Source organism: Acinetobacter sp. LT1 (assembly GCF_059800965.1).
In genome coordinates this window covers 210,784-233,366 of record NZ_JBBAXE010000002.1, presented here as the reverse complement: position 1 = coordinate 233,366, position 22,583 = coordinate 210,784, and the positions used below count along the sequence as shown (strand labels likewise).

At 41.0% G+C, this 22,583-nt stretch carries 16 protein-coding genes; 7 read left to right on the top strand and 9 right to left on the bottom strand.

Features of this window, described 5'->3' with window-relative positions; genetic code table 11:
* The 5 genes from WBW42_RS02795 to WBW42_RS02775 all read right to left on the bottom strand — a co-directional run bounded on the left by WBW42_RS02795 (nt 1) and on the right by WBW42_RS02775 (nt 6,182).
* Nucleotides 1–1,356, bottom strand: coding sequence for an MFS transporter (locus WBW42_RS02795; protein WP_032056416.1), 1,356 nt, complete (start codon nt 1,354–1,356; stop codon nt 1–3).
* A gap of 100 nt (nt 1,357–1,456) precedes the next feature.
* Nucleotides 1,457–2,740 carry a DcaP family trimeric outer membrane transporter gene (locus tag WBW42_RS02790; protein ID WP_080776917.1) on the bottom strand — a complete coding sequence of 428 codons (1,284 nt, stop codon included), beginning with the start codon at nt 2,738–2,740 and terminating at the stop codon, nt 1,457–1,459.
* A 276-nt stretch (nt 2,741–3,016) separates the two neighbouring features.
* The gene (locus WBW42_RS02785) at nt 3,017–3,688 is read right to left on the bottom strand and encodes a class I SAM-dependent methyltransferase (RefSeq protein WP_032056419.1); all 672 of its coding nucleotides are present in this window, start codon (nt 3,686–3,688) and stop codon (nt 3,017–3,019) included.
* A 71-nt stretch (nt 3,689–3,759) separates the two neighbouring features.
* Nucleotides 3,760–5,454, bottom strand: coding sequence for an AMP-binding protein (locus WBW42_RS02780; protein WP_032056421.1), 1,695 nt, complete (start codon nt 5,452–5,454; stop codon nt 3,760–3,762).
* 110 nt (nt 5,455–5,564) lie between these two features.
* On the bottom strand, nt 5,565–6,182 hold the full coding sequence (locus WBW42_RS02775; RefSeq protein ID WP_032056423.1) for a TetR/AcrR family transcriptional regulator: 618 nt from the start codon (nt 6,180–6,182) through the stop codon (nt 5,565–5,567).
* A gap of 144 nt (nt 6,183–6,326) precedes the next feature.
* On the opposite strand from WBW42_RS02775, the gene WBW42_RS02770 reads away from it, so the two are divergent.
* From WBW42_RS02770 to WBW42_RS02750, 5 genes are read left to right on the top strand one after another with little or no spacing between them, the layout of a single operon-like run.
* On the top strand, nt 6,327–7,499 hold the full coding sequence (locus WBW42_RS02770) for an isovaleryl-CoA dehydrogenase (RefSeq protein WP_005076583.1): 1,173 nt from the start codon (nt 6,327–6,329) through the stop codon (nt 7,497–7,499).
* A 24-nt stretch (nt 7,500–7,523) separates the two neighbouring features.
* On the top strand, nt 7,524–9,125 hold the full coding sequence (locus tag WBW42_RS02765) for a carboxyl transferase domain-containing protein (RefSeq protein ID WP_032052942.1): 1,602 nt from the start codon (nt 7,524–7,526) through the stop codon (nt 9,123–9,125).
* 9 nt (nt 9,126–9,134) lie between these two features.
* Nucleotides 9,135–9,938 carry an enoyl-CoA hydratase/isomerase family protein gene (locus tag WBW42_RS02760; RefSeq protein ID WP_032056425.1) on the top strand — a complete coding sequence of 268 codons (804 nt, stop codon included), beginning with the start codon at nt 9,135–9,137 and terminating at the stop codon, nt 9,936–9,938.
* 11 nt (nt 9,939–9,949) lie between these two features.
* Nucleotides 9,950–11,941: an acetyl/propionyl/methylcrotonyl-CoA carboxylase subunit alpha gene (locus WBW42_RS02755; RefSeq protein ID WP_163114381.1), complete on the top strand. Its 1,992-nt coding sequence runs from the start codon at nt 9,950–9,952 to the stop codon at nt 11,939–11,941.
* Nucleotides 11,938–12,840, top strand: a complete 903-nt coding sequence (locus WBW42_RS02750; RefSeq protein ID WP_032056428.1) for a hydroxymethylglutaryl-CoA lyase — start codon at nt 11,938–11,940, stop codon at nt 12,838–12,840. The genes WBW42_RS02755 and WBW42_RS02750 overlap by 4 nt, the downstream gene beginning before the upstream one ends.
* Nucleotides 12,841–13,088: 248 nt before the next feature.
* Here WBW42_RS02750 and WBW42_RS02745 read toward each other — a convergent pair whose 3' ends face one another.
* Complete coding sequence (locus WBW42_RS02745) at nt 13,089–14,030, bottom strand: LysR family transcriptional regulator (RefSeq protein ID WP_032056430.1); 942 nt, start codon at nt 14,028–14,030, stop codon at nt 13,089–13,091.
* A 204-nt stretch (nt 14,031–14,234) separates the two neighbouring features.
* Between WBW42_RS02745 and WBW42_RS02740 the strand changes: the two genes are divergently transcribed.
* A complete protein-coding gene (locus tag WBW42_RS02740; protein WP_032056432.1) occupies nt 14,235–17,717 on the top strand; it encodes an indolepyruvate ferredoxin oxidoreductase family protein in 3,483 nt (1,160 codons plus the stop codon).
* A 61-nt stretch (nt 17,718–17,778) separates the two neighbouring features.
* Here WBW42_RS02740 and WBW42_RS02735 read toward each other — a convergent pair whose 3' ends face one another.
* Together WBW42_RS02735 and WBW42_RS02730 are read right to left on the bottom strand one after the other, a co-directional pair.
* A complete protein-coding gene (locus WBW42_RS02735; RefSeq protein WP_032056434.1) occupies nt 17,779–18,582 on the bottom strand; it encodes a thioesterase family protein in 804 nt (267 codons plus the stop codon).
* Nucleotides 18,583–18,779: 197 nt separating this feature from the next.
* Complete coding sequence (locus WBW42_RS02730) at nt 18,780–20,582, bottom strand: acyl-CoA dehydrogenase C-terminal domain-containing protein (RefSeq protein WP_032070495.1); 1,803 nt, start codon at nt 20,580–20,582, stop codon at nt 18,780–18,782.
* A gap of 306 nt (nt 20,583–20,888) precedes the next feature.
* Here WBW42_RS02730 and WBW42_RS02725 point away from each other — a divergent pair, with 306 nt between their 5' ends.
* Nucleotides 20,889–21,338 (top strand): PaaI family thioesterase, encoded by a 450-nt coding sequence (locus WBW42_RS02725; protein WP_079284144.1) that lies wholly within the window; start codon nt 20,889–20,891, stop codon nt 21,336–21,338.
* 16 nt (nt 21,339–21,354) lie between these two features.
* Here WBW42_RS02725 and WBW42_RS02720 read toward each other — a convergent pair whose 3' ends face one another.
* Nucleotides 21,355–22,575: an MFS transporter gene (locus WBW42_RS02720; protein ID WP_032056439.1), complete on the bottom strand. Its 1,221-nt coding sequence runs from the start codon at nt 22,573–22,575 to the stop codon at nt 21,355–21,357.
* Nucleotides 22,576–22,583 lie beyond the last annotated feature (8 nt).

The window sequence follows — 22,583 nt, the reverse complement described above, 5'->3', positions numbered from 1 at the left end:
TTAATTCCCCTCTAACTCGGCGTTAAGCTTTGGTGTAATAGGCTGTTTTTCAGCTGCATATCGTCTTAAAACCATGACGGCGAAAAGCGCCAAAATTGCAGGGATTGCGATCATCACAAAATTCATTTTATGTGGTAATTCCAACCCTAATAACAGGCCCGTTAAGATAGGTCCAACAATAGCCCCAATTCGACCTACACCAGAAGCACAACCAATTCCAGTAGAACGCACACTTAATGGATAATATTGTGCAACGTAGCTATAAAGAAGAATTGAAGTACCAATCGTTGCTGCTCCTGCCACAGTCACCAAACCATATAAAACATAGGCTGGTGACTTAAAACCTAAACCGACTAAAGCAACAACACCTGCCAGTAGCATTCCCATAATTACAGGTTTTAGATGGAATTTATCAGACAAAATACCGCCACCGATTGAACCGATCATTGCGCCAACATTTAGAGCAAGCAAGAATAAAATACTCTTTCCGAGTGAATACCCTGCTGCCAGCATGAGTTTTGGTAACCAGCTACTTAAGGCATACACCATGAGTAAGCACATAAAGAACACGAGCCAAAACATGAGTGTATTGAAAGCACGGCCTTGTTGAAATAATCCCTTTACAGAACTACCTGTTGGAACATTATCTTCATTAAGCACTAAGTGAGTATTAATCGTTAGGTTTTGTTCAGGCGAAATTTTTTGAATAATGCGCTGTGCTTGCTCAGTCTTACCCGTCTTAACTAAAAAGGTTAAAGACTCAGGTAAAAACTTCCAAATGACAGGTAATAAAAATAATGGAATACCGGCAATTAAAAACATAATTTGCCACCCCTGACTTTCAACCAAATAGCTACCGATCAATGCTGAAAGTATTCCCCCAATTGCATAACCACTGAACATACTCCCCACCAGCGTACTTCTTATACGTTTAGGTGCATATTCTGATGTAAGTGCAACTAAATTAGGCATAACCCCACCAATGCCTAATCCCGCCAAGAACCGAAGTACCCCAAACTCAAGTGGGCTTGATGCAAAAGCACCTAAAAAGGTAAAACCACTAAAAAAAGTCACACAGATTAAAATTACCTTTTTACGGCCTATTTTGTCTGCCAATGTTCCAAAGAACATTGCCCCAAACATCATTCCACATAGTGCCGTACTTGCTAACATCCCCGCTTGTACAGCTGTTAACGACCACTCTTGCATTAGCAAAGGCAGTACCACGCCATAAATCACCAGATCGTAACCATCAAAAATAATAATTAATAAACACCAAAGTAAAATACTCCAGTGAAAAGGGGTAAATCTGGCCTGATCAATAACTTCATTTACATTTAATTTAGATGTTGTCATTTACTCACCTCCTTTGTGAGATAAATTCATATTCAATTTTTTAAAACGACATACTGCACCCTAAAGAAAAAACAGATTATTCAAGGCTTTGTTGAATAAATTAAAAGTCATAACTCGCCATCATATTGAAGCGGTTATCAATTCCGTTACGTCCATCAAAAGTTTCTCGTTCGCCATACACATATTCGACGCCCAAGGTAATTGGTTTGTATGGGTTATAAAGTGCATTCACCCAGCCCTGCCAAAGCTCTTTATTTTGGGTAGTGCTATTACGTTGTAATTCGGCAAAACGGTTCTCATCTTTGGCTTTCATATAGCCATAAGCTAAGGTTGAACGAATTTGTGGCGTAAATTGATGAGTAATACCGAAAGAAACGGTATCAAATTCATTGCTATGCATATTGTTTTGATCATCTATTGCATAGCCGCTGTTAGTCCATAGCAGGAAACGCCCATCTCCTTTGACATGGTAATAATCGGCTTTTAGTAATGTATCGGGCGTAATTTGGTATTTACCGCCCAAGCCTACGCCCCAAGCGACTTCCTCATCATGATTAGTTCTCTTTTCGGCAACAAAACTACGTCCCGACAACATCGAGCCATTGGCAAATTTATGATTTAAGCGCCCTACCAACGCTGGTAAACGCATTTTATTATCTGGGTCTGAGCTCGCAGTATATTTCGGATCTTCAACCGATATTGCAAAGCTTGTATTTGCCGTTAAGTTATCGCTATAGCGAACTAGCGGTGATCTTAACAATGCACTGCCTACAAATGTGCCCGCATCAATCGTTTCCGGATAATATTCGGGTGCGATAAATGTTGACCACGTTTGACCAATAAGCCATTTATCAAAAGTTAAATAAGCATGGCGTATGCGAAACTGATCACGAGTGGCTGCGCCAAAGAAGTCCATTTCCAACTTTCCGCCCACATCACCCGCGGCTGTTGGGGTTTTAAAATTCAACCCGAAACGTGTCACATTAACCGTACTGTGCAACTGGTCTTTTTGTGCAGATTCTTCTGGCGTGTTTTCAAGTGGAACACCGCTAATATTGTTATACATCGTAGATGCCCCCTTCATTTGATAAGAAGCATCTGCCCGTATATAACCATATAAGTTAAATTCTGCACCAGACTTGGTTAAACCTTGTTTTGTAGGCTGAATAGCTTGGGGCGTTGCAGTAGTTGCTAACTCCACTCGTCCTTGCGATAAAGATTTTTGCGCCTGCATATTGGCTTGTAACATAGCCCGAAGTTCTTTCACTTCTTGGCGAAGTTGTGCTATTTCAGGATCTGTTTGACCTGCCAAAGCGGAAGACATAAACAGGGTCACAGAAACAGCCAACAGGCTTTTTTGAACCGTTGTATTTAAAACTTTCATCATGAAATTTTCCTTTTGATCTTTAATCAGACTTAAAGATCTCAACATCCTTTTTGTTATGTACCCATCTAAAATAGGTGCTTAAAATTTGTCTTTCTTTCACAAGAAAAACCTTCGATCATATTTTTTAGACAAAACCTCCCTAAAGCGGCCTGAAAACCACTTTTAATTTGTTTTAAGTAAAGCCAAATCTTCTAATTCTTTTCAGTTTTTATATTCTCTTCCTCATTGAGAATATGCAGGTTTTATATCCGTATTAACGCTTTCCCAAATCCATTATTTTTTTGCAATAAACCCTTGATACGTCAAAATTTGCGTATAAGGATGCACACTTTCAAAACCAGTTTTTTCTAAAAGTTTTATATATCCTTCAGTGGTTAGGCTAAAAAAGTCTTGCGCCATACGCTCTAACATTTTTTGACATTGTTCTTCTGTTAAGCCTTGTGCCAAACATAAATAACGTAAAGCTTGAAGATGCTGTGGATTTACACACGTCATTAAATCGTAGGTCAGCAAAATCGCTTTTTCTTTTAAGCGATCATAAATATCCTTAAAAAAAACAGGTTTTATGTCATCTACAATAAAATGAGCCACGAGAATAGAAAGTGCAGCATCAAAGCAATTCTCAAGAGGTAAAGCTGACGTTTCACCGTGAACAAAGATGACTTGAGAAGATTTATCTAAAAGTTCAACCTGTTCCTGAGCTTTTTGCAGCATAGTCAAAGATGGATCAACTGCTGTAAATTTCCAGTTTGGATGACGTTTAAGTAAATATTCGAGTTCATACCCCGTGCCACAACCCACAATTAAAATATGAGCATTTGGCGGCAACACCGATTGCAAAATGGCATCCACCTGTTGATGGATCACTTCATAACCCGGAATTAATTTACGAATATGTTCGTCATATCCTTCGACTACCTTTGGGCTATTAAAGTCTTTTGCCATTTTGTTTATCCTCTATTTAAGCTGCCTTTCAACTTATAGTTTGCTGCACTTTGACCAAACTTTCGACTTCTTTAATCAAAGACATTTCCAGTTAAGTTTAGTTCAGCTCGCATAATTTCCTGCAATTTAAACTTTTGCGCTTTGCCTGAAGCTGTCATTGGAAACTCATTAAAGAATCGGACATAGCGCGGCACTTTATTATGAGAAATATGCTCTTTGCAGAATTGACGAATGCTGTCTTCGTCAATTTGATGATGCTCATGCAAAATAATACAAGCACAGAGTTCTTCACCATATCTGGCGTCTGGTAAGCCAATGACTTGCACATCGCTTACATCGGGATGGGTATATAAAAAGTCTTCAATTTCTTTTGGAAAGAGATTTTCCCCACCGCGAATCACCACATCTTTAATACGGCCTTTAATTTTAATAAAACCGTCTTGATCCATTTCGGCAATATCACCTGTATGCATCCAGCCAGCAGCATCAATGACCTCTTTGGTCTTTTCTTCTTCACCCCAATAACCAGCCATCACGGAATAACCGCGAACACATAGCTCACCCAAAGTCCCTTGCGGAACAATCTGCCCTTCTAAATCGACAATTTTAATTTCAACATGCGGATGAACATGTCCAACTGTGCTTACTCGCTTATCAATCGAATCATTTACCGAACTTTGTACACTCACTGGCGAGGTTTCGGTCATGCCATAACAAATGGTAATTTCAGACATATGCATTCGGTCAATCACACGTTGCATAATTTCACGTGGGCAAGGACTACCAGCCATAATGCCTGTTCTTAAACTCGACAGATCAAACTCATTAAACTGTTCATGCTCTAAGATGGCAATAAACATAGTAGGCACGCCATAAGCTGCCGTACAACGTTCTTGATGAATCGCTTTTAAAGTTTCCAAAGGATTAAATACAGCCGATGGATAGACCATGGTTGACCCATGCGTCACACACGCCAGATTCCCCATGACCATGCCAAAACAATGGAACAATGGCACAGAAATACAGACTTTATCTTGAGGGCTTAAGCAGATGCCTTCACCGACAAAATAACCATTATTTAAAATATTATGATGGGTTAACATGGTCCCTTTCGGATTACCTGTTGTACCTGAGGTAAATTGGATATTAATAGTTTCATCAAACTGAAGTTGCTTGGTTAATAGTTTTAATTGTTCTAGCTGTTCAGAAGTTGGCATAGTGACTAAATCACTAAAGCGATAAATACCCGTATGTTGCTGATCATCAATTTTAATGACAAACTTTAAATGTGGTAAACGTTCTGAACTGAGTACTTTGTCAGTACAGGTGGTTAACTCAGGGGCAATTTTTGTGAGTAATTCTTGGTAATCAGTCGTTTTGAATTGAGAAGCAATAATCAATCCTTTGCATGAGACTTTATTCAACACATATTCAAGTTCATGGCTTTTATAAGCTGTATTGAGATTGACTAAAATAATCCCTGCTTTAAAAGCTGCAAATTGGGTTACCGTCCATTCCACACAATTAGGCGACCAAATGGCTAATCGATCACCTTTTTTTAATCCCAATTTTAAAAGGCTACAAGCAAAAGCATTTACTTCATCTTGTAAAGCTTTATAGGTTAATCGTCTGTTTTGATGAAAACTAACGATTGCTTCCTTTTCAGCATATTGCCGACAAGCCTGATCAAATTGTTCACCAATGGTCATACCCAATAAGGGCTGTGTGCTTGGTCCCGAGGCGTAGCTTAACCGTTCTTGTTGCATTGAATCATTCTCCTTGATTCTTCTAATTCTCTTCTTACCTGATCTAATTGTTGTTACTGCAACTATTTTTCTAAACCGCCTTCTTTGTGTTGTTTTATCCTTTATATGCCCTATTTCCTCTGCACAGCATCTACACAAAAGTCAGCAATCTGTTTTGAAAAATAGTCTTTGTGCGCATGATCAAACTTTGTATTTTGAGCTGGGTCTAGGGGTTCAACCACCACATAGGTCATGGCACCGACAACACACAGTGCTGCTGTATTTAAATCGTCCAAGACAAACTCACCACTTGCATTTCCATCCGCAAGTATTTTTTTAATACTTTGTTTAATCAATTGCTTCACACGAAAACGCTCATGTTCAACCGTTGAATCGACGGGTTCAAACATGAGTGAATATGCAAGCTGAGGACTATTCAGTGCCCGTTTTACAAAGGTTGCCACCGCCTTGTGTAATTTCTGCTTTGCCGATAACTCACTTTCGGTAATCGAATCAATCACCAATAGTTCTGTATTAATAGCCTCGGACAAAACCTCAATCAGCACTTGGCTCTTATTATCAAAGTAGCGATAAACCAGTCCACTAGATACACCCGCTTGCTCTGCAATTGTTTGTATTTGCGCGTCTTTAAATCCTCCCTCTGAAATTATTTTTCTGGCTGAATTCAAAATCGATTTACGATTTTGCTCCATCCGCTCTTGCATTAAAGATGATCGTTTATAGCTCATAATTTATTCTCTAACAAATAAAATGAATTGTAAATCATTTTATGAATCTGTATTCACTTTTTCAAAAAATCATTGTATGGTAATTATCAAATACCCACAAAATATTTTATGGACAACAAATATAACCAATAGGATGAAGATATCATGAACCTACGCAGCTTGAATTTCGGTCTAGATGAAACTTTAATTGCGCTTCAAGATTCAGTGGCAGCATTTTGTGCAAAGGAAATTGCACCAATTGCCCAACAAGTTGATCAAGACAACAAATTCCCTGCACATCTCTGGAAAAAATTCGGAGATATGGGCCTTTTAGGCATGACGGTTTCTGAAGAATATGGCGGTGCCAATATGGGTTATTTAGCTCATATTATTGCCATGCAAGAAATTTCGCGTGCTTCGGCAGCCATTGGTCTTTCTTATGGTGCTCATTCTAATTTATGCGTAAACCAAATTAACCGTAACGGTAACGAGCAACAAAAACAAAAGTATTTACCAAAACTGATTTCCGGTGAATATGTGGGTGCCCTTGCGATGTCTGAACCAAATGCAGGTTCTGATGTCGTCAGCATGAAATTACGTGCTGAACAAAAAGGTGATCACTTCGTTTTAAACGGTTCAAAAATGTGGATCACTAATGGCGGTGATGCAGATGTACTCGTGGTTTACGCTAAAACTGACCCGCAAGCTGGCGCGAAAGGCATGACCGCTTTCTTAATTGAAAAAGGCATGAAAGGCTTTAGTCACGGTAACCATTTAGACAAACTCGGTATGCGTGGCTCTAACACTTATCCGCTGTTCTTTGACAATGTAGAAGTACCTGCTGAAAACGTACTCGGTGGTGTGGGTAACGGCACAAAAGTACTGATGAGTGGTTTGGACTATGAACGTGCAGTTTTAAGTGCCGGACCTTTAGGCATTATGGATGCCTGTTTAGATGTTGTTATTCCCTACTTGCATCAACGTGAACAGTTTGGCCAGGCTTTAGGTGAATTCCAGCTTATGCAAGGCAAACTTGCCGATATGTATTCAACATGGTTGGCATGTAAAGCTCTCGTTTATGCGGTTGGTGCTGCGTGTGACAAAGCCGACCATGACCGCAGCCTACGTAAAGATGCCGCAAGTGCCATTTTATATGCTGCTGAAAAAGCAACATGGATGGCGGGTGAAGCAATCCAGAGTCTAGGCGGCAACGGTTATATCAATGAATTCCCAGCTGGCCGTTTATGGCGCGATGCAAAACTTTATGAAATTGGTGCCGGAACTTCTGAAATTCGCCGCATGCTGATTGGTCGCGAACTCTTCAATGAAACCAAATAATAATTATAAATAAGGACACATCTTATGAACCAATTACAAAGCAAGATTAATGTTCGAAGTGAAGACTTCAAAACAAACCAACAAGCCATGCAAACATTGGTCACAGATCTAAAACAAGTTGCCCAGCGTATTGCTTTAGGCGGTGGTGAAAATGCCCGTCAAAAACATTTGGCTCGAGGTAAACTTTTACCCCGCGAACGTATTGATCAACTGATTGATGTCGGCACGGCATTTTTAGAAATTGGTCAGTTGGCAGCGTACAACGTTTATGAAGATGATGTTCCTGCTGCGGGTGTGATTGCTGGTATTGGTCAGGTCAACGGCATCACTTGCATGATCGTTGCTAACGATGCAACGGTTAAAGGTGGAACGTATTACCCACTTACGGTTAAAAAGCATTTACGCGCCCAAGAAATTGCTGAACAAAATCACTTGCCTTGTATTTATTTGGTGGACTCAGGCGGTGCCTATTTACCAATGCAAGATGAGGTTTTCCCAGACCGCGATCACTTCGGGCGTATTTTCTATAATCAGGCACGCATGTCGAGTCTAGGTATTGCCCAAATTGCTGTGGTAATGGGAAGCTGTACCGCAGGTGGTGCGTATGTGCCTGCCATGTCTGATGAAACGATTATTGTCCGTAATCAAGGTACGATTTTCTTAGGCGGCCCTCCTCTAGTAAAAGCTGCAACTGGCGAAGTGGTGAGTAGTGAAGACTTAGGCGGTGGTGATGTCCACACACGCCTTTCGGGTGTAGCTGACCATTTAGCTGAAAATGATGAACATGCAATTGCGATTGCACGAAACATTGTCGCTAACCTAAACAAGAAGCCAAACGACTTAAATAAACAAGTTGATGAACCATTGTTTGATGCATCAGAACTCTATGGTGTGGTGCCAAGTGATGCACGTAAACCTTTCGATGTGCGTGAAGTGATTGCCCGTATTGTAGATGGCTCTCGTTTTGATGAGTTTAAAGCACGCTTTGGTTCAACACTTATTACTGGTTTCGCTTCACTTTACGGTATGCCAGTCGGCATTATTGCCAATAACGGGATTTTATTTTCAGAGTCTGCACAAAAAGGTGCGCACTTTATTGAGCTATGCACACAGCGCAATATTCCATTGTTATTCCTACAAAACATTACGGGCTTTATGGTTGGTCGCCAGTATGAAAATGAAGGAATTGCTAAAAACGGCGCCAAATTGGTTATGGCAGTTGCCACCGCAAATGTACCAAAACTCACCCTGATTATTGGTGGTTCGTTTGGTGCGGGTAACTACGGTATGTGTGGCCGCGCTTATTCACCACGCTTTTTATGGACATGGCCAAACTCTCGTATTTCAGTGATGGGCGGCGAACAAGCAGCGAGCGTACTTTCGACTTTAAAACGAGATCAAATTGAGCAAAAAGGTGCCGAGTGGTCAGCGCAAGAAGAAGACGAATTTAAACAACCAATTCGTGAACAATACGAGCGCCAAGGCCATCCATACTATGCTTCTGCCCGCCTTTGGGATGACGGTGTCATTGACCCAGCGCAAACTCGTCAGGTACTTGGTTTAAGCCTTGCTGCGGCCATGAACGCTCCAATCCAGCCAACCAAATTTGGCGTGTTCCGCATGTAAGAGGTGTATATGAGCTATCAATTTTTACAACTCGAACAACAAGGTCAGGTTGCCTATGTATGGCTAAACCGCCCTGAATTGCACAATGCTTTTAATACGACAGTCATTGAAGAATTGCATACTTGCTTTAAGCAAATTAATACTCGTGATGACATTCGTGTTGTGGTCTTAGCTGGTCGCGGTAAAAGCTTTTCGGCAGGCGCCGACCTCAACTGGATGAAACAGGCAGGTCAGGCATCTTCGGCTGAAAATGAAGCAGATGCATTAAAACTTGCGCAAATGCTTGATGCGCTTGCAACGCTTAAGCAACCGACTATTGCTCGTGTGCATGGTATTGCTTTTGGTGGCGGCATGGGTTTGGCATCGGCATGTGATATTTGCATTGCCAGCACGGATGCTAAATTTGCAACTTCTGAGGTTCGTTTAGGGCTTGCTCCATCTACCATTAGCCCCTATGTAATTCATGCAATTGGTGCAAGACAAGCTTCTCGTTACTTCTTAACTGCTGAGAGAATTTCTGCACGTGAAGCCAAACATATTGGTTTGGCACACGAAGTGGCTGATGCGGAAGACTTAGATAAAAAAGTTCAAGAAATTATTGATGCTCTATTACTTGGTGGCCCGCACGCTCAAGCGGCCTCAAAACAACTCATTCAAATGGTGAGCAACCAGACCATGAGCAATGATTTGCTACAACAGACAGCACATCATATTGCTCAAGTTCGTCAAGGCAGTGAGGCAAAAGAAGGTCTGAGTGCCTTTTTAAATAAACAGCAGCCTGCTTGGGTTTCTAACTCGAATAACAACAATTAAGGACGATCATCATGTTTGAAAAGATTTTAATTGCGAACCGTGGCGAGATTGCCTGCCGCGTAATTCGTACAGCTAAAAAATTAGGTATTAGAACGGTTGCCGTTTACTCAGATGCAGACGCAAATGCACAACACGTCAAACTTGCAGATGAAGCGGTTTATATTGGTCAATCCCCTGCAACACAAAGTTATTTACAGGTTGACCGTATTATACAAGCGGCGATTGATACAGGCAGCCAAGCGGTTCACCCGGGCTACGGTTTTCTTTCTGAAAATGACCAGTTTGCACTCGCTTGCCAACAACACAATATTTGCTTTATTGGACCGCCAGTGGATGCCATTTTAGCGATGGGCTTAAAAGCAACCTCTAAAGCTTTAATGGAAAAAGCAGGCGTTCCTTTAACACCGGGTTATCACGGAACCAACCAAGATGCCGACTTTTTAAAACAACAGGCAGACCGAATTGGCTATCCTGTTTTAATTAAAGCCAGTGCGGGCGGCGGTGGTAAAGGCATGAGTCTGGTTGAACGCAGTGAAGATTTTCTGCATGCCTTAGCCTCTTGTAAACGTGAAGCAAAATCAAGCTTTGGCAATGATGACGTCTTGATTGAGCGTTATGTGATTCAACCTCGCCATATTGAAGTGCAAGTTTTTGGCGATACACATGGCAACTACGTACATTTGTTTGAACGCGATTGTTCGGTACAACGCCGTCACCAAAAAGTGTTAGAAGAAGCCCCAGCTCCACAGATGCCAAGCGAAAAGTTAGATGCAATGCGCCAAGCTGCAATTGATGCTGCACGAGCGGTAAATTATGTTGGTGCAGGTACGGTTGAGTTTATTGTGGAACAAGACGGTACGGCGTATTTCATGGAAATGAATACCCGTCTACAAGTCGAGCACCCAGTGACTGAAATGATTACAGGTGAAGACTTGGTCGAGTGGCAACTTCGTGTGGCGTATGGTGAACCTTTACCTAAATTACAAAACCAACTCCAAATTAACGGACATGCGCTCGAAGCACGTATTTACGCCGAAGAACCAGAAAAAGGCTTTTTACCTGCCATTGGTAAAATTGACTATTTGCGTTACCCAACCCAAAACCAATATGTGCGTGTAGACAGCGGTATTGTTGAAGGCGATGAAATCACGACCTATTACGACCCAATGATTGCCAAACTCATTGTATGGGGTAAAAACCGTGAAGCTGCGCTCATTCAAATTCAAAATGCTTTAAGCCAATTCCATGTGGATGGCTTAGGCAACAACATTGCTTTTCTTGAAAAAATTGTACGCAGTGAGTCTTTTAAACAAGCCAAGCTTGATACCAACCTGATTCAACGTGAACAAAACTTCTTGTTTAGTCCTGAAGAGATCAAACCTGAACTGGTGGTAGCAGCGGCATTTATTGAGTTTCTAAGTAAACTTAATAACAACAGCTCAAGCCAAAAACAGCTTTGGCAAGCTCAACCACTTTGGCGTTTAAATATTGCTTATCAGCACAGTATTAAACTGAATTATTTAAACCAAAATATCCAAATCAAGTTTGCCTCACATGAACATGGCTTCACCGCAGAATATAACGGGCAAAGCTACCCTATTTCTGGGCAATTGATTGATGCGCATATGGCATCTATTCAAATTGGTGGATCTAAGCAAAAGCTGTCTTTTAACCAAAGTCAGCAAGGCATTACATTGTTCCAAAATGGGCAAAGCTATAAGTTTGCTTATATTCGCCAAGATTTTAATCAAGCAGATAGCCAAGCCGATGAAGGTCACCTAAAAGCACCAATGCCAGGTGTGGTCACGCAAGTACTGGTGAGCGCAAATCATAGCGTTAAAAAAGACGATATTTTAATGACGCTTGAAGCAATGAAAATGGAATATACCATCCGTGCCCCTAAAGATGGCGTGATTGTAGACTCCTATTTCCAAGTCGGCGATCAGGTCAAAGCTGGCGATGAGCTTGTGGAATTTCAGCCTGCTCAGGAGGAAGTTGCATGAGTGAGTTTGTCAAAATCGTGGAGGTCGGTCCCAGAGATGGCCTCCAAAACGAAAAGCAGGCTTTAACCGTCGAACAGCGTTTAAATTTTATTAATGACCTGATTAATGCAGGCCTAAAATCGATTGAAGTGGGTTCATGCGTTTCAGCAAAATGGGTGCCGCAAATGGCTCAAAGTGACGAGCTATTTAAGTTGTTACCTCAAACAACCGATGTACAATTTAGCCTGCTCACGCCCAATATCAAAGGTTTTGAGACAGCTCAAGCAGTAGGATGCAAAGAGGTTGCGGTTTTTACCGCAGCTTCTGAGAGTTTTACTCGTAAAAATATTAACTGCTCAATCGACGAGAGCTTTGAGAAATTTAGCGATGTCATGAGCGCGGCAAAAGCACATAACATCCGTGTACGCGGTTATGTCTCTTGTATTGTCGATTGTCCCTATGAAGGCACAATTGCACCTGAGCAAGTGGTGAAAGTAGTTAAACGACTCTATGACATGGGGTGCTATGAAGTATCTTTAGGTGAAACCATTGGTACAGCAACACCAGATCGCGTTCAAAAGGTTTGGCAGGCCTGTCTTGCGGAACTCGACAGCAAGGTTTTGGCAGGACATTTCCACAACACCTATGGCATGGCGATTGCCAATATTTATCAGTCTTTACAGCAAGGCATTCGTGTTTTTGATTCGTCCCTTGCAGGACTTGGCGGTTGCCCTTATGCCAAAGGTGCTTCTGGCAATGTATCAACCGAAGATCTATTTTATTTGCTGTCACACATGGGCTTTGAAACTGGCATTGACTTAGAAAAACTGATGCAAGCCAGCAAAAATATTAGCAATGTATTAAACCGAAAAAGCTTGTCGAATTATGCAAATGCGTATTGGCAAACCAAGTGTGCCTAATCATAAATTAAAGTAGTTCAGCATCTGGTATAAGGCTTAATATTAGGCGAAGTACCAGATCATCCTATCTCATCTTTATCTCATTTCATTCAGGAATTGGGACTAATTCCCTCATGCAATTTTTTAAAATCTATTATTTATCTCTGTATTAAATGCCTCTTTCAAAAGAAGCATTCTCTACCCTATTTTTATTCTAAACCGTATTATTCTTCATCCTTTTTTATCTTAATCCTTAAAAATTTATCTCATTATTTATAAAAATAAGATGCATCCATTTCAATTCTTGGAGAAATATATTCTTCCACCCAATCTAACCATGCACGTGTTTTGGCATCAATAAAATGGCGTGAAGGCAATAAGGTATAAACCCCGATATCAGGCGAACGCCACTCTGGTAAGATATGACATAATCTTCCATTTTGAACTGCATCTAAAGCCGAAAACATCGGCAATAATGCGATTCCCATATCCTGTTGCACCACATCTAACAATAACTCAGGATTATCTGCAATGAGTTGTCCGCCAATGTCGATTTGGTAAGACTCACCACTTGTATTTAATAAGTGCCAATCTGGTGTAATAGATGGGTTTACCAGGCGTAAACAAGCATGATTTTTTAAGTCTTCTAGGGACTTCGGCATACCATGCTTTTCTAAATAAGCAGGTGAAGCACATAAAACAGAAAAGATAGTGCCAATTCTGCGTGCGACAAAACGAGAATCTGTTAATGATTCAGTCAGATAAAGACTGACATCCACCCCTTTTGCCAACAAGTCTGGAACGTACTGTGAAGTCGTATATTCCACGGTTAATTCGGGATAATGCTTACAAAACTCGGCCATCACTGGAAAAACATAATGATGCCCAAAGCTTCCCATGCTTAATACACGTAAACGGCCTTTGGGTTTAGATGCTGTTCCTGTTACTTCCGACTCCGCTTCATCCACCATTGAAATGACTTGACGACACCGCTCTGCGTAAGTCGCACCAATATCGGTCAGTGCCTGCTGGCGCGTTGAGCGTTGTATTAATTTTGTACCTAAGCGTGTTTCTAGCTCGCTGATAAGACGTGAAACCTGTGCTGTGGTCAGATCCATCTGCTCAGCTGCTGCTGTGAAACTCCCGCTATCAATCACTTTCAGGAATGCATGCATTGCATGCAATAGTCCACCATCGAGATTTTTGCGCATAACGTAAATATGTTTTCCTAAATTACGGATTGTTGCACCAGTTTAGATCAACCACAATGACTAAATGTACATACATTGGCACTAATTCTTTTTAAGAAGAGGAACCGATCTTTTTTTATTTCGTATGTCACTTGCTCCAAATATTCAACTGGATGTTGAAAAAAGAAAGTAGTCCGAGCTACTAAAAATTCTAAGGAGATATAAATGAATATAGCTACAAAAGTCACTCCAAATATTATTGCAACAAAGGATGTGTCACTTGAAGATAAATATGTAAGTGATAACGGTACAGCATATATGACCGGCATTCAGGCACTTGTTCGGTTGCCTCTTGCCCAAACTCGCCGTGACGCGATGAATGGTTATCATACTGCTGGTTTTATTTCTGGTTATCGCGGTTCTCCTGTTGGTAACTATGATAGTTTCCTTTGGCAAGTTCAAGGATTACTTAAATCCCATAATGTTGTATTTCAACCTGGTGTAAACGAAGACTTGGCTGCTACCGCAATTTGGGGTACCCAACAAGTTAACCTTTCAGGCCAAGGCAAATATGATGGAGTGTCTTCATGGTGGTATGGTAAAGGCCCGGGTGTTGACCGTTCAGGCGATGTACTCCGCCATGCTAACTTAGCTGGTACCTCTGAACGTGGTGGTGTCGTTGCTTTATTTGGTGATGACCACTCATGTAAATCTTCTACAATCCCGCATCAGTCTGAACATGTCATGATTGGTTGCGGTATTCCAATTTTCTACCCAACATCCGTTCAACAAATTTTAGACTTTGGTGTTCACGCCATTGCGGTTTCACGTTTTTCTGGCCTTTGGTCTTCAATGAAGCTGGTGAGTGAAATTGTAGAAACTTCTGCTTCTGTTCATGTCGATCTAGACCGAGTGACTCCAGTTATACCAGAAGATGTCAATTTCCCAGAGGGTGGCGTTAACATTCGTTGGCCAGATCACGGCATTCAGCAAGAAGAACGTCTTTATAAATACCGTTTACCTGCTGTTTTGGCTTATGCCCGCGCCAACAAAATCAATACCGTTACATGGCCTTGTGAAAATGCCCGTATTGGTATTGCTGCAAGTGGTAAAGGTTATTTAGATACCATTGAAGCCTTACGTATTTTAGGCATTGAAGATGAAACTGCCCAACAACTTGGGCTACGTGTTTATCAGGTTGGGATGATTTGGCCTTTAGAACCTCAAGGTGTTCGTGAGTTTGCCGAAGGCTTGCAAGAACTGATCGTTATTGAAGAAAAACGTCCAATTATTGAAACACAAATTAAAGATGAGCTGTACTCACTGCCTGATGGCAAACGTCCACATGTGATTGGTAAAGCAACTGACGGCAAAGGCGAATGGAGTACTTCTATTGAAGAAGCACCGCTCATTGGTCACTATGAGTACCAGCCTGAACCTATTGCAAAAATGCTGGCTGCTCGCTTCTTAAGACTCAATATTCCAGAAAGCTTAAAAACACAAATCCAAAGCAGAATCGACTTACTATTAAAAGCAGAGCAAGAATCAAAACGTGTTATTGATCTTGCAGAACGTAAACCTTATTTCTGTAGTGGTTGCCCTCATAACTCTTCAACCGTAGTTCCTGAAGGTAGCCGTGCATTAGGCGGTATTGGTTGTCACTATATTGCAGTTTCACTTGACCGCGGTACCGAAACATTCTCTCAAATGGGCGGTGAAGGTGTAAGTTGGGTGGGTGCATCACCATTTACCAATGAAAAACACATTTTTGCTAACCTTGGTGATGGAACCTATTTCCACTCTGGTTACTTAGCAATCCGTCAGTCTATCGCTGCAAAAACCAATATTACCTACAAAATCCTCTACAACGATGCAGTCGCTATGACAGGTGGTCAGCATGTAGATGGACATTTGAGTGTTGCGCAGTTAACTCGCCAGCTCGCTGCCGAAGGCATTAAAAAACAAGTTATTGTTACTGATGAAGTTAAACTATTAAACGAAGAAGATGGCATTGCACCGGGTGTCGAAATTCGCCACCGTAATGAACTCGATACAGTTCAACGCGAGCTTCGAGAAATTACAGGTGTGACCGCTTTAATTTATGTACAAACCTGTGCCAGTGAAAAACGCCGTCGTCGTAAACGTGATGCCTATCCTGACCCAGCTGAGCGTTTATACATTAACAGTGATATTTGCGAAGGCTGTGGCGACTGTTCAAAAAAATCAAACTGCTTATCGATTGAGCCAGTAGAAACAGCTTTAGGCACTAAACGTCAAATTAACCAAAGTAGCTGTAATAAAGACTTCACTTGTGCCGAAGGGTTCTGCCCTAGTTTTGTGACTGTTCATACACGTGATATGAAACGTCCTGCTAAATTTGAAGGTATTGGTGCAGGCTGGCCAACATCACCAGTTATTCCTCAGTTATATGACGTTCCAAGTCGTATTATGGTTGGTGGTATTGGCGGTACAGGTGTTGTGACTATTGGTGCACTGCTTGGTATGGCAGCTCACCTCGAAGGTAAAGCAACCCGTGTGATGGACATGGCAGGTCTTGCGCAAAAAGGTGGTACGGTTTATTCATACGTACAACTTGCAGCAACTGATGAGCAAATTTCTTCTACCAAAATTCCAGCGGGCCAATGTGAATTACTCATCGGTGCAGATGCTGTAGTTGCTGGTGGTAGTGCTGCTCTCTCTCGCTTAAAAGATGATGCTTTGGTTATTGTGAATGAAGACAGTACTCCTACTTCTGAGTTTATTAAATCTCGTGACTGGTATGCGCCTATTAGCGATTTAATTGATCGTCTTCGTGGTCGTGTTCGTCAAGGTCAACTGGTTTCTCTGCCAGCAGCTCGAATTGCAACACAACTCTTAGGTGATTCAATTTATACCAACCAGTTATTACTCGGTATGGCTTGGCAATCTGGTCGTATTCCATTACTGCGTGAAAGCATTGAAAAAGCAATTCGCCTAAATGGTACGGCTGTTGAAAAGAACCTCGAAGCTTTCCGTGTAGGTTGTCATCTTGCAAGTGACCCGACTTTAGCTGCTCGTTTACTTGCAGCAATGCCAAAAACCAAAACTCCGCAAACTTTGGCTGAACTTGTTGAAGATCGTTGTGCTCGTCTAACAGACTACTGGAACGAAGCTTACGCAAGTAAATACCGTACGCTTGTAGAATTAGCTGCTAAAAAGTTACCAGAAGAATTAACAGGTACGATTGCAACTCAGCTTTATAGAGTCATGGCGTATAAAGATGAATATGAAGTTGCACGTCTTTTAACAGGTAAAAGCTTCAAAGAATCAATTGAAACCCAGTTTGGTAAAGGCTTACGTTTAACGTATCACCTTGCCCCACCAGCATTACTCGGTGGTCTAAAAAATGTCCGTAAACGTGCGTTTGGTTACTGGATGCGCTTCCCAATGATGATGCTTGCTCGCTTACAATGGCTTCGTGAAACTTTCCTTGACCCATTTGCACGTCAAGAAGAGCGTCAACACGAACAAGCATGGCGTGATCGTTACATCGCATTTGTTGAAGCACTTGTTGAAGCACCAGACAATCATAACTTGGCAGTTGCTGAACAAATTGCAAAATTACCGGCAGAAGTTCGTGGTTATGGGCATATCAAAATGAAAGCAATGGACGCTGCAAAACAACGTTGGGATGAACTTACACCAACATTGCTCAAAGTCCGTAACTAAAAATTAAATCTCAAAATAAAAAAGTCATCCTTAGGGATGACTTTTTTATTGGCTCAAAAATTTATTTAGCCATTTTACGTAAAGTCAAAATCTGCTCGCTTCGTCCAAATGGACCATGTACGTCATGTAAAACTGCACTGGTTAAACCAATACCATCCGAACCATATTGCTGAACGGTTTCCAGACCTAGCCATTTCCCTTGCGGATAACGGTGCATGTGGATTTGCAAATCAAGATTTGGAAAGCCCCAAGTAAATTCGCCTTCTTGTCTTGGGACAATGCCGTTTGCCGCATCTACCATGCCAATTAAATGCGCAAAATCTGTGGTCGGCTGCCCTTCCACGATTTCTTTATCATTATTCAGCCAAACAATCCCTTTGCCTGCGCGATGCTGATCATCAGTTTTAGTGACGAGTGTCTGGATAAAACCACCCGGCCATCTTTTCATACCTGTCCATTCTGTAAAGGTATCTGGATGATGAACTGGCTGATCTTCAAGCCCAGCAATATCGGAACTGTCTTGAGTACACATGCGCCATGCTCTAGCCACAATACAGGTTTTACCTTGTGCTTGCATTTCGGCTTCAATCAATTCAATGGTTTTACCGGCACGAATCACATGTGTTTTAATCGTAAACTCACCAAATGCAATCAATCCAAAAATATCAAAACTAATTCGACCAATTCGCATATCTTGTCGCGGTGAAAACTGTTCTAACTCTGCTGCGATTACACCACTTGCAGGTGCCATATGCTGTTCATGAGGGTTCCAAGCCCCTTGTGCATGGACAGTTGAGCAATAATGAGCAATGACTTCACCTTGAGGACCAATTGTTCTATTCAGTAATTGATAATAAGCATTCATGATTTTCTTTCCGTAGTCCTTATCCAACATCAATATTTGATGAAAATTCACGTTTTAATGCTTATGTTAACCCTCTATTTCTTTGGCTCAACTGGTTTTTCCTACCAAAAACTGATGAGTCTAAAATTACAAATTTAATCACTAGGTAAAATTCCGTACATAAATTTTTACCTAGTGATTCTAAAAATGACTATTCACTAAAAAGCAAAAGCATCTTGATCGAGCTCCATCACAGCGTCAGCACCAGACTCGATAGAAGCAGCATGACTCTGTGTACGATGCAAAAGCTTTTGATAGAAAAACTTAGCAGTAGTTAATTTTGCTTTATAAAAAGCTTCCTCTTGTGTACCCAATTCTAATTTTTCATGGGCAACTTGTGCCATTCGAGCCCATAAGTAAGCGAACACGACGTAACTGGAAAAATAAAGATAATCTACTGAAGCAGCCCCTATTTCTTCAGGGTTGTGCTTGGCTTTCTCTGCAATCGTTTTGGTCAGTGACAGCCATTGCTGCTTAAGCTCAGCTAATTTTTCTAAATAAGGTTTCAAGACTTCATTGGATTGCTGTTGACCAATAAATTGATCAATTAAGTCGGTCATATTTTTTAGAAGTTTGCCTTCTGACTTGAGGACTTTACGTGCAAGTAGATCTAAAGACTGGATTTCGGTCGTTCCCTCATACAATGTTGAGATACGCGCATCACGTACAATTTGCTCCATACCATGCTCAACAATGAAGCCGTGGCCACCAAATACTTGAACGCCATGCTTGGCAGACTCATTACCTGATTCTGTTAAAAAAGCTTTGGCAATTGGCGTTAAAAAAGCCAGTAATTCATCAGAGTGTTTTTGCTGTTCCTGATCGTTTGAACTTTCGACAATATCGACATGCTGAGCTAAAAAGTAAGCCAGTGCACGGCCGCCTTCAGAAAACGCTTTTTGCGTCATTAACATCGAACGTACAGCGGGATGCACAATAATTGGGTCGGCATTTTTCTCAGGATATTGAGAACCAGATAGCGAACGCATGGCAAGGCGCTCTTTGGCATAACTTAATGCGCCTTGAAATGAAATTTCAGAAGCAGCAAGCCCTTGTACTGCCGTTCCAATACGTGCGGTATTCATAAAGGTAAACATACAATTGAGCCCGCGATTTTCCGGACCAATCAAATAACCTTTGGCACCATCAAAATTCAGTACACAGGTGGCATTTCCATGAATCCCCATTTTATGTTCAATCGCACTACAAACGACTTTATTACGGTCCAGCACCTGACCATCATCACTCACATTAAATTTAGGCACAATAAATAAAGAAATGCCTTTGGTCCCTGCGGGTGCTTGAGGCAAACGAGCTAAAACAATATGAATAATATTTTCTGAAAGATCATGCTCACCCGCCGAGATAAAAATCTTTTCACCCGTAATGGAGTAGCTACCGTCCGGATTTGGTTCTGCTTTTGTTCTAATTAATCCAAGGTCCGAACCCGCATGTGACTCGGTTAAACACATGGTTCCAGTCCAGACACCACTAATGAGTTTAGTCAAAAACTTCTGTTTTTGTTGCTCGGCACCATGGTGCTCAATTGTTCTCATCGCGCCATGAGATAAGCCGGGATACATCGCCCAAGCCCAATTAGAACCACATAACATTTCAGAAATCGCAATCCGCAGCAATGTCGGCAAGCCCTGCCCACCATATTCCGGATCGGCGGTTAATGAAGTAAACCCAAGCTCGGCATATTTTTGGTAGGCTTCTTTAAAACCTTTTGGTGTTGTGACTACGCCTTGATTTAAATGACAGCCTTCCTGATCACCATTTTGGTTAATCGGTGCCAACTCATTTTCACAAAAATCTGCTGCTGCTTCTAAATATTGATCAATTAATTCTCGATTTACACTTTCCTGATATTTGCTTAAACCTTGGTAGTTCTGTTCTGTTTGAAGCATTTCATGCAGCACAAATTGCATATCGCGTAATGGAGCTTTGTATAAAGGCATAGTTTTTCCCTTCCACGTTACTGCCTTTGTTATAGGGGCAGATATCGTTTTTTCCTTAAAATGGACTTTTATTGTTTCAATCTCACCAAAATATCAAAAAATTTCTTATAGCAAAATACATTTTCACTAATTTAATAAAATCATCCTAGCTTAGCCATAGATAAAAAATATAACTATATGTTTTTAAAATAAATATAAGATAAAAAGTATTTAGTCTCGTTTAACTAGAATAATTTTTTATTTTGTATTGCAAAATTTTATTCCGTAAAAAATCAATTTATAGTATGGTGATTAGACTGCTTAATCATGCAAGGACGATTTATGGAAAGCCCGAAATACACAGGTCTTGAATTTTTAACCGCTTTAAAAAATGGTGAAGTTTCTCCATCACCTATGGCTCACACCATACCAATGGAACTCGTTGAAGTTTCCGAAGGTAAAGCAACTTATAAAGTTACTCCTCGCAAAGAACATAGAAATATACAAGGCGGTGTACACGGCGGCTTTTGCGCCACAGCTTTAGATACAGCAACAGGCAGCGCAGCTCATACATTACTTGAACATGGCGTTGGTTATGGAACCATTGATTTAAATGTAAAAATGATCCGCCCCATGCAGGTTGATACGTCTTACTATGCGACAGCCGAGTTGATTAATGCGGGCCGGAATATTATTAGTACCGAAGGTAAAATCGTAGATGAGAACGGCAAAGTGTATGCTTTTGCTTCAGCAACCTTAATGATTATTCGCAAATAATAAAATTTTAAAGCTCCTATTTATGGAGCTTTTCTTGCTTGGCAATCTTGCCCATTTCATAAAAATCTAAACGATCAATCAAGAAACTTGTTATTGCCATCGCTAAACCTAAGGCTGCACATGCTTCCCATCCCCAATGTTTCCATGCATACACCGCAATAAAAGAACCTAAGGCGGCTCCGCCAAAATATAAGGTCATATAAATTGAATTAATACGGGAACGTGCCTCGGCCGAAATTCGATAGACCAAATTTTGGTTAAGCACATGAAATGCTGACAAACCGAAGTACGCCATAATCACACCAACAGCGTAGGCAACCAGAGACTGCTGAGCAAAAAATAGTGGTATCCATGCACTTATTAATAGGCCCATGCAAATTACTGCAATTTTATTTTCAAGTCCTGCTGCAATTTTCTTACCTGCCCAAGGGGTCGCAAACACACCTGCCAGTCCAACAATCCCAAATAAACCAATCTGGAAATCGTTAAAGTGATAAGGCTCATTCGCCAAAATAAAAGTCATAGTAGTAAAAATCAGAGCCAAAATTCCAAAGCCAATTCCCCCTGCCAAACCACGGCGCAGTAAATGAGGCTGATGAGCTGCTAATGAAAATAATGAACCATAAATCTGTAGAATATTGAGTTGATGAGACTTACGTGCAACTGGCAACTTCACCCACATCACCCAAGCAAACACCAAAATGACAATTCCACTAATTAAATAAACCGCATGCCAAGACCAAACTGTAGAAAGTAAGCCTGCAATAGAACGCGCCAACAATATTCCCAAAAACAAACCACTCATGAGAGTGCCTACAACTTGAGGGCTTTTTTTAGGACTAGCTAAACCTGCGGCGAAAGGAACTAAAACTTGTGTCGCAATTGAAAAGAATGTGGCTAAAAAGGTAAAGCCATATAAAGCTGGCAAGGTTTGACTTAAAGATAACCCTACTTGGGCAAGGCCTGTACAACACATGAGCAAGCAAATATAACTTCGCTTTTCAAAGAAGTCGCCTAAAGGAACTAATATAAAAAGGCCAACTGCATATGACAGTTGGCTAATCACAATAGTTAAAGCAACTTGATCAGCATTAACTTTTAATGCTTCAGCAATCGAATAGATTAAAGGCTGGTTATAATAGTTTGAACCCGCACAAATTCCACATGTCATTGCCATGATAAAAATAAAGCTTTTTGACAGTATATTTTCTGCATTGGGCTCAACTAGTTTTTCCATTTTTAATT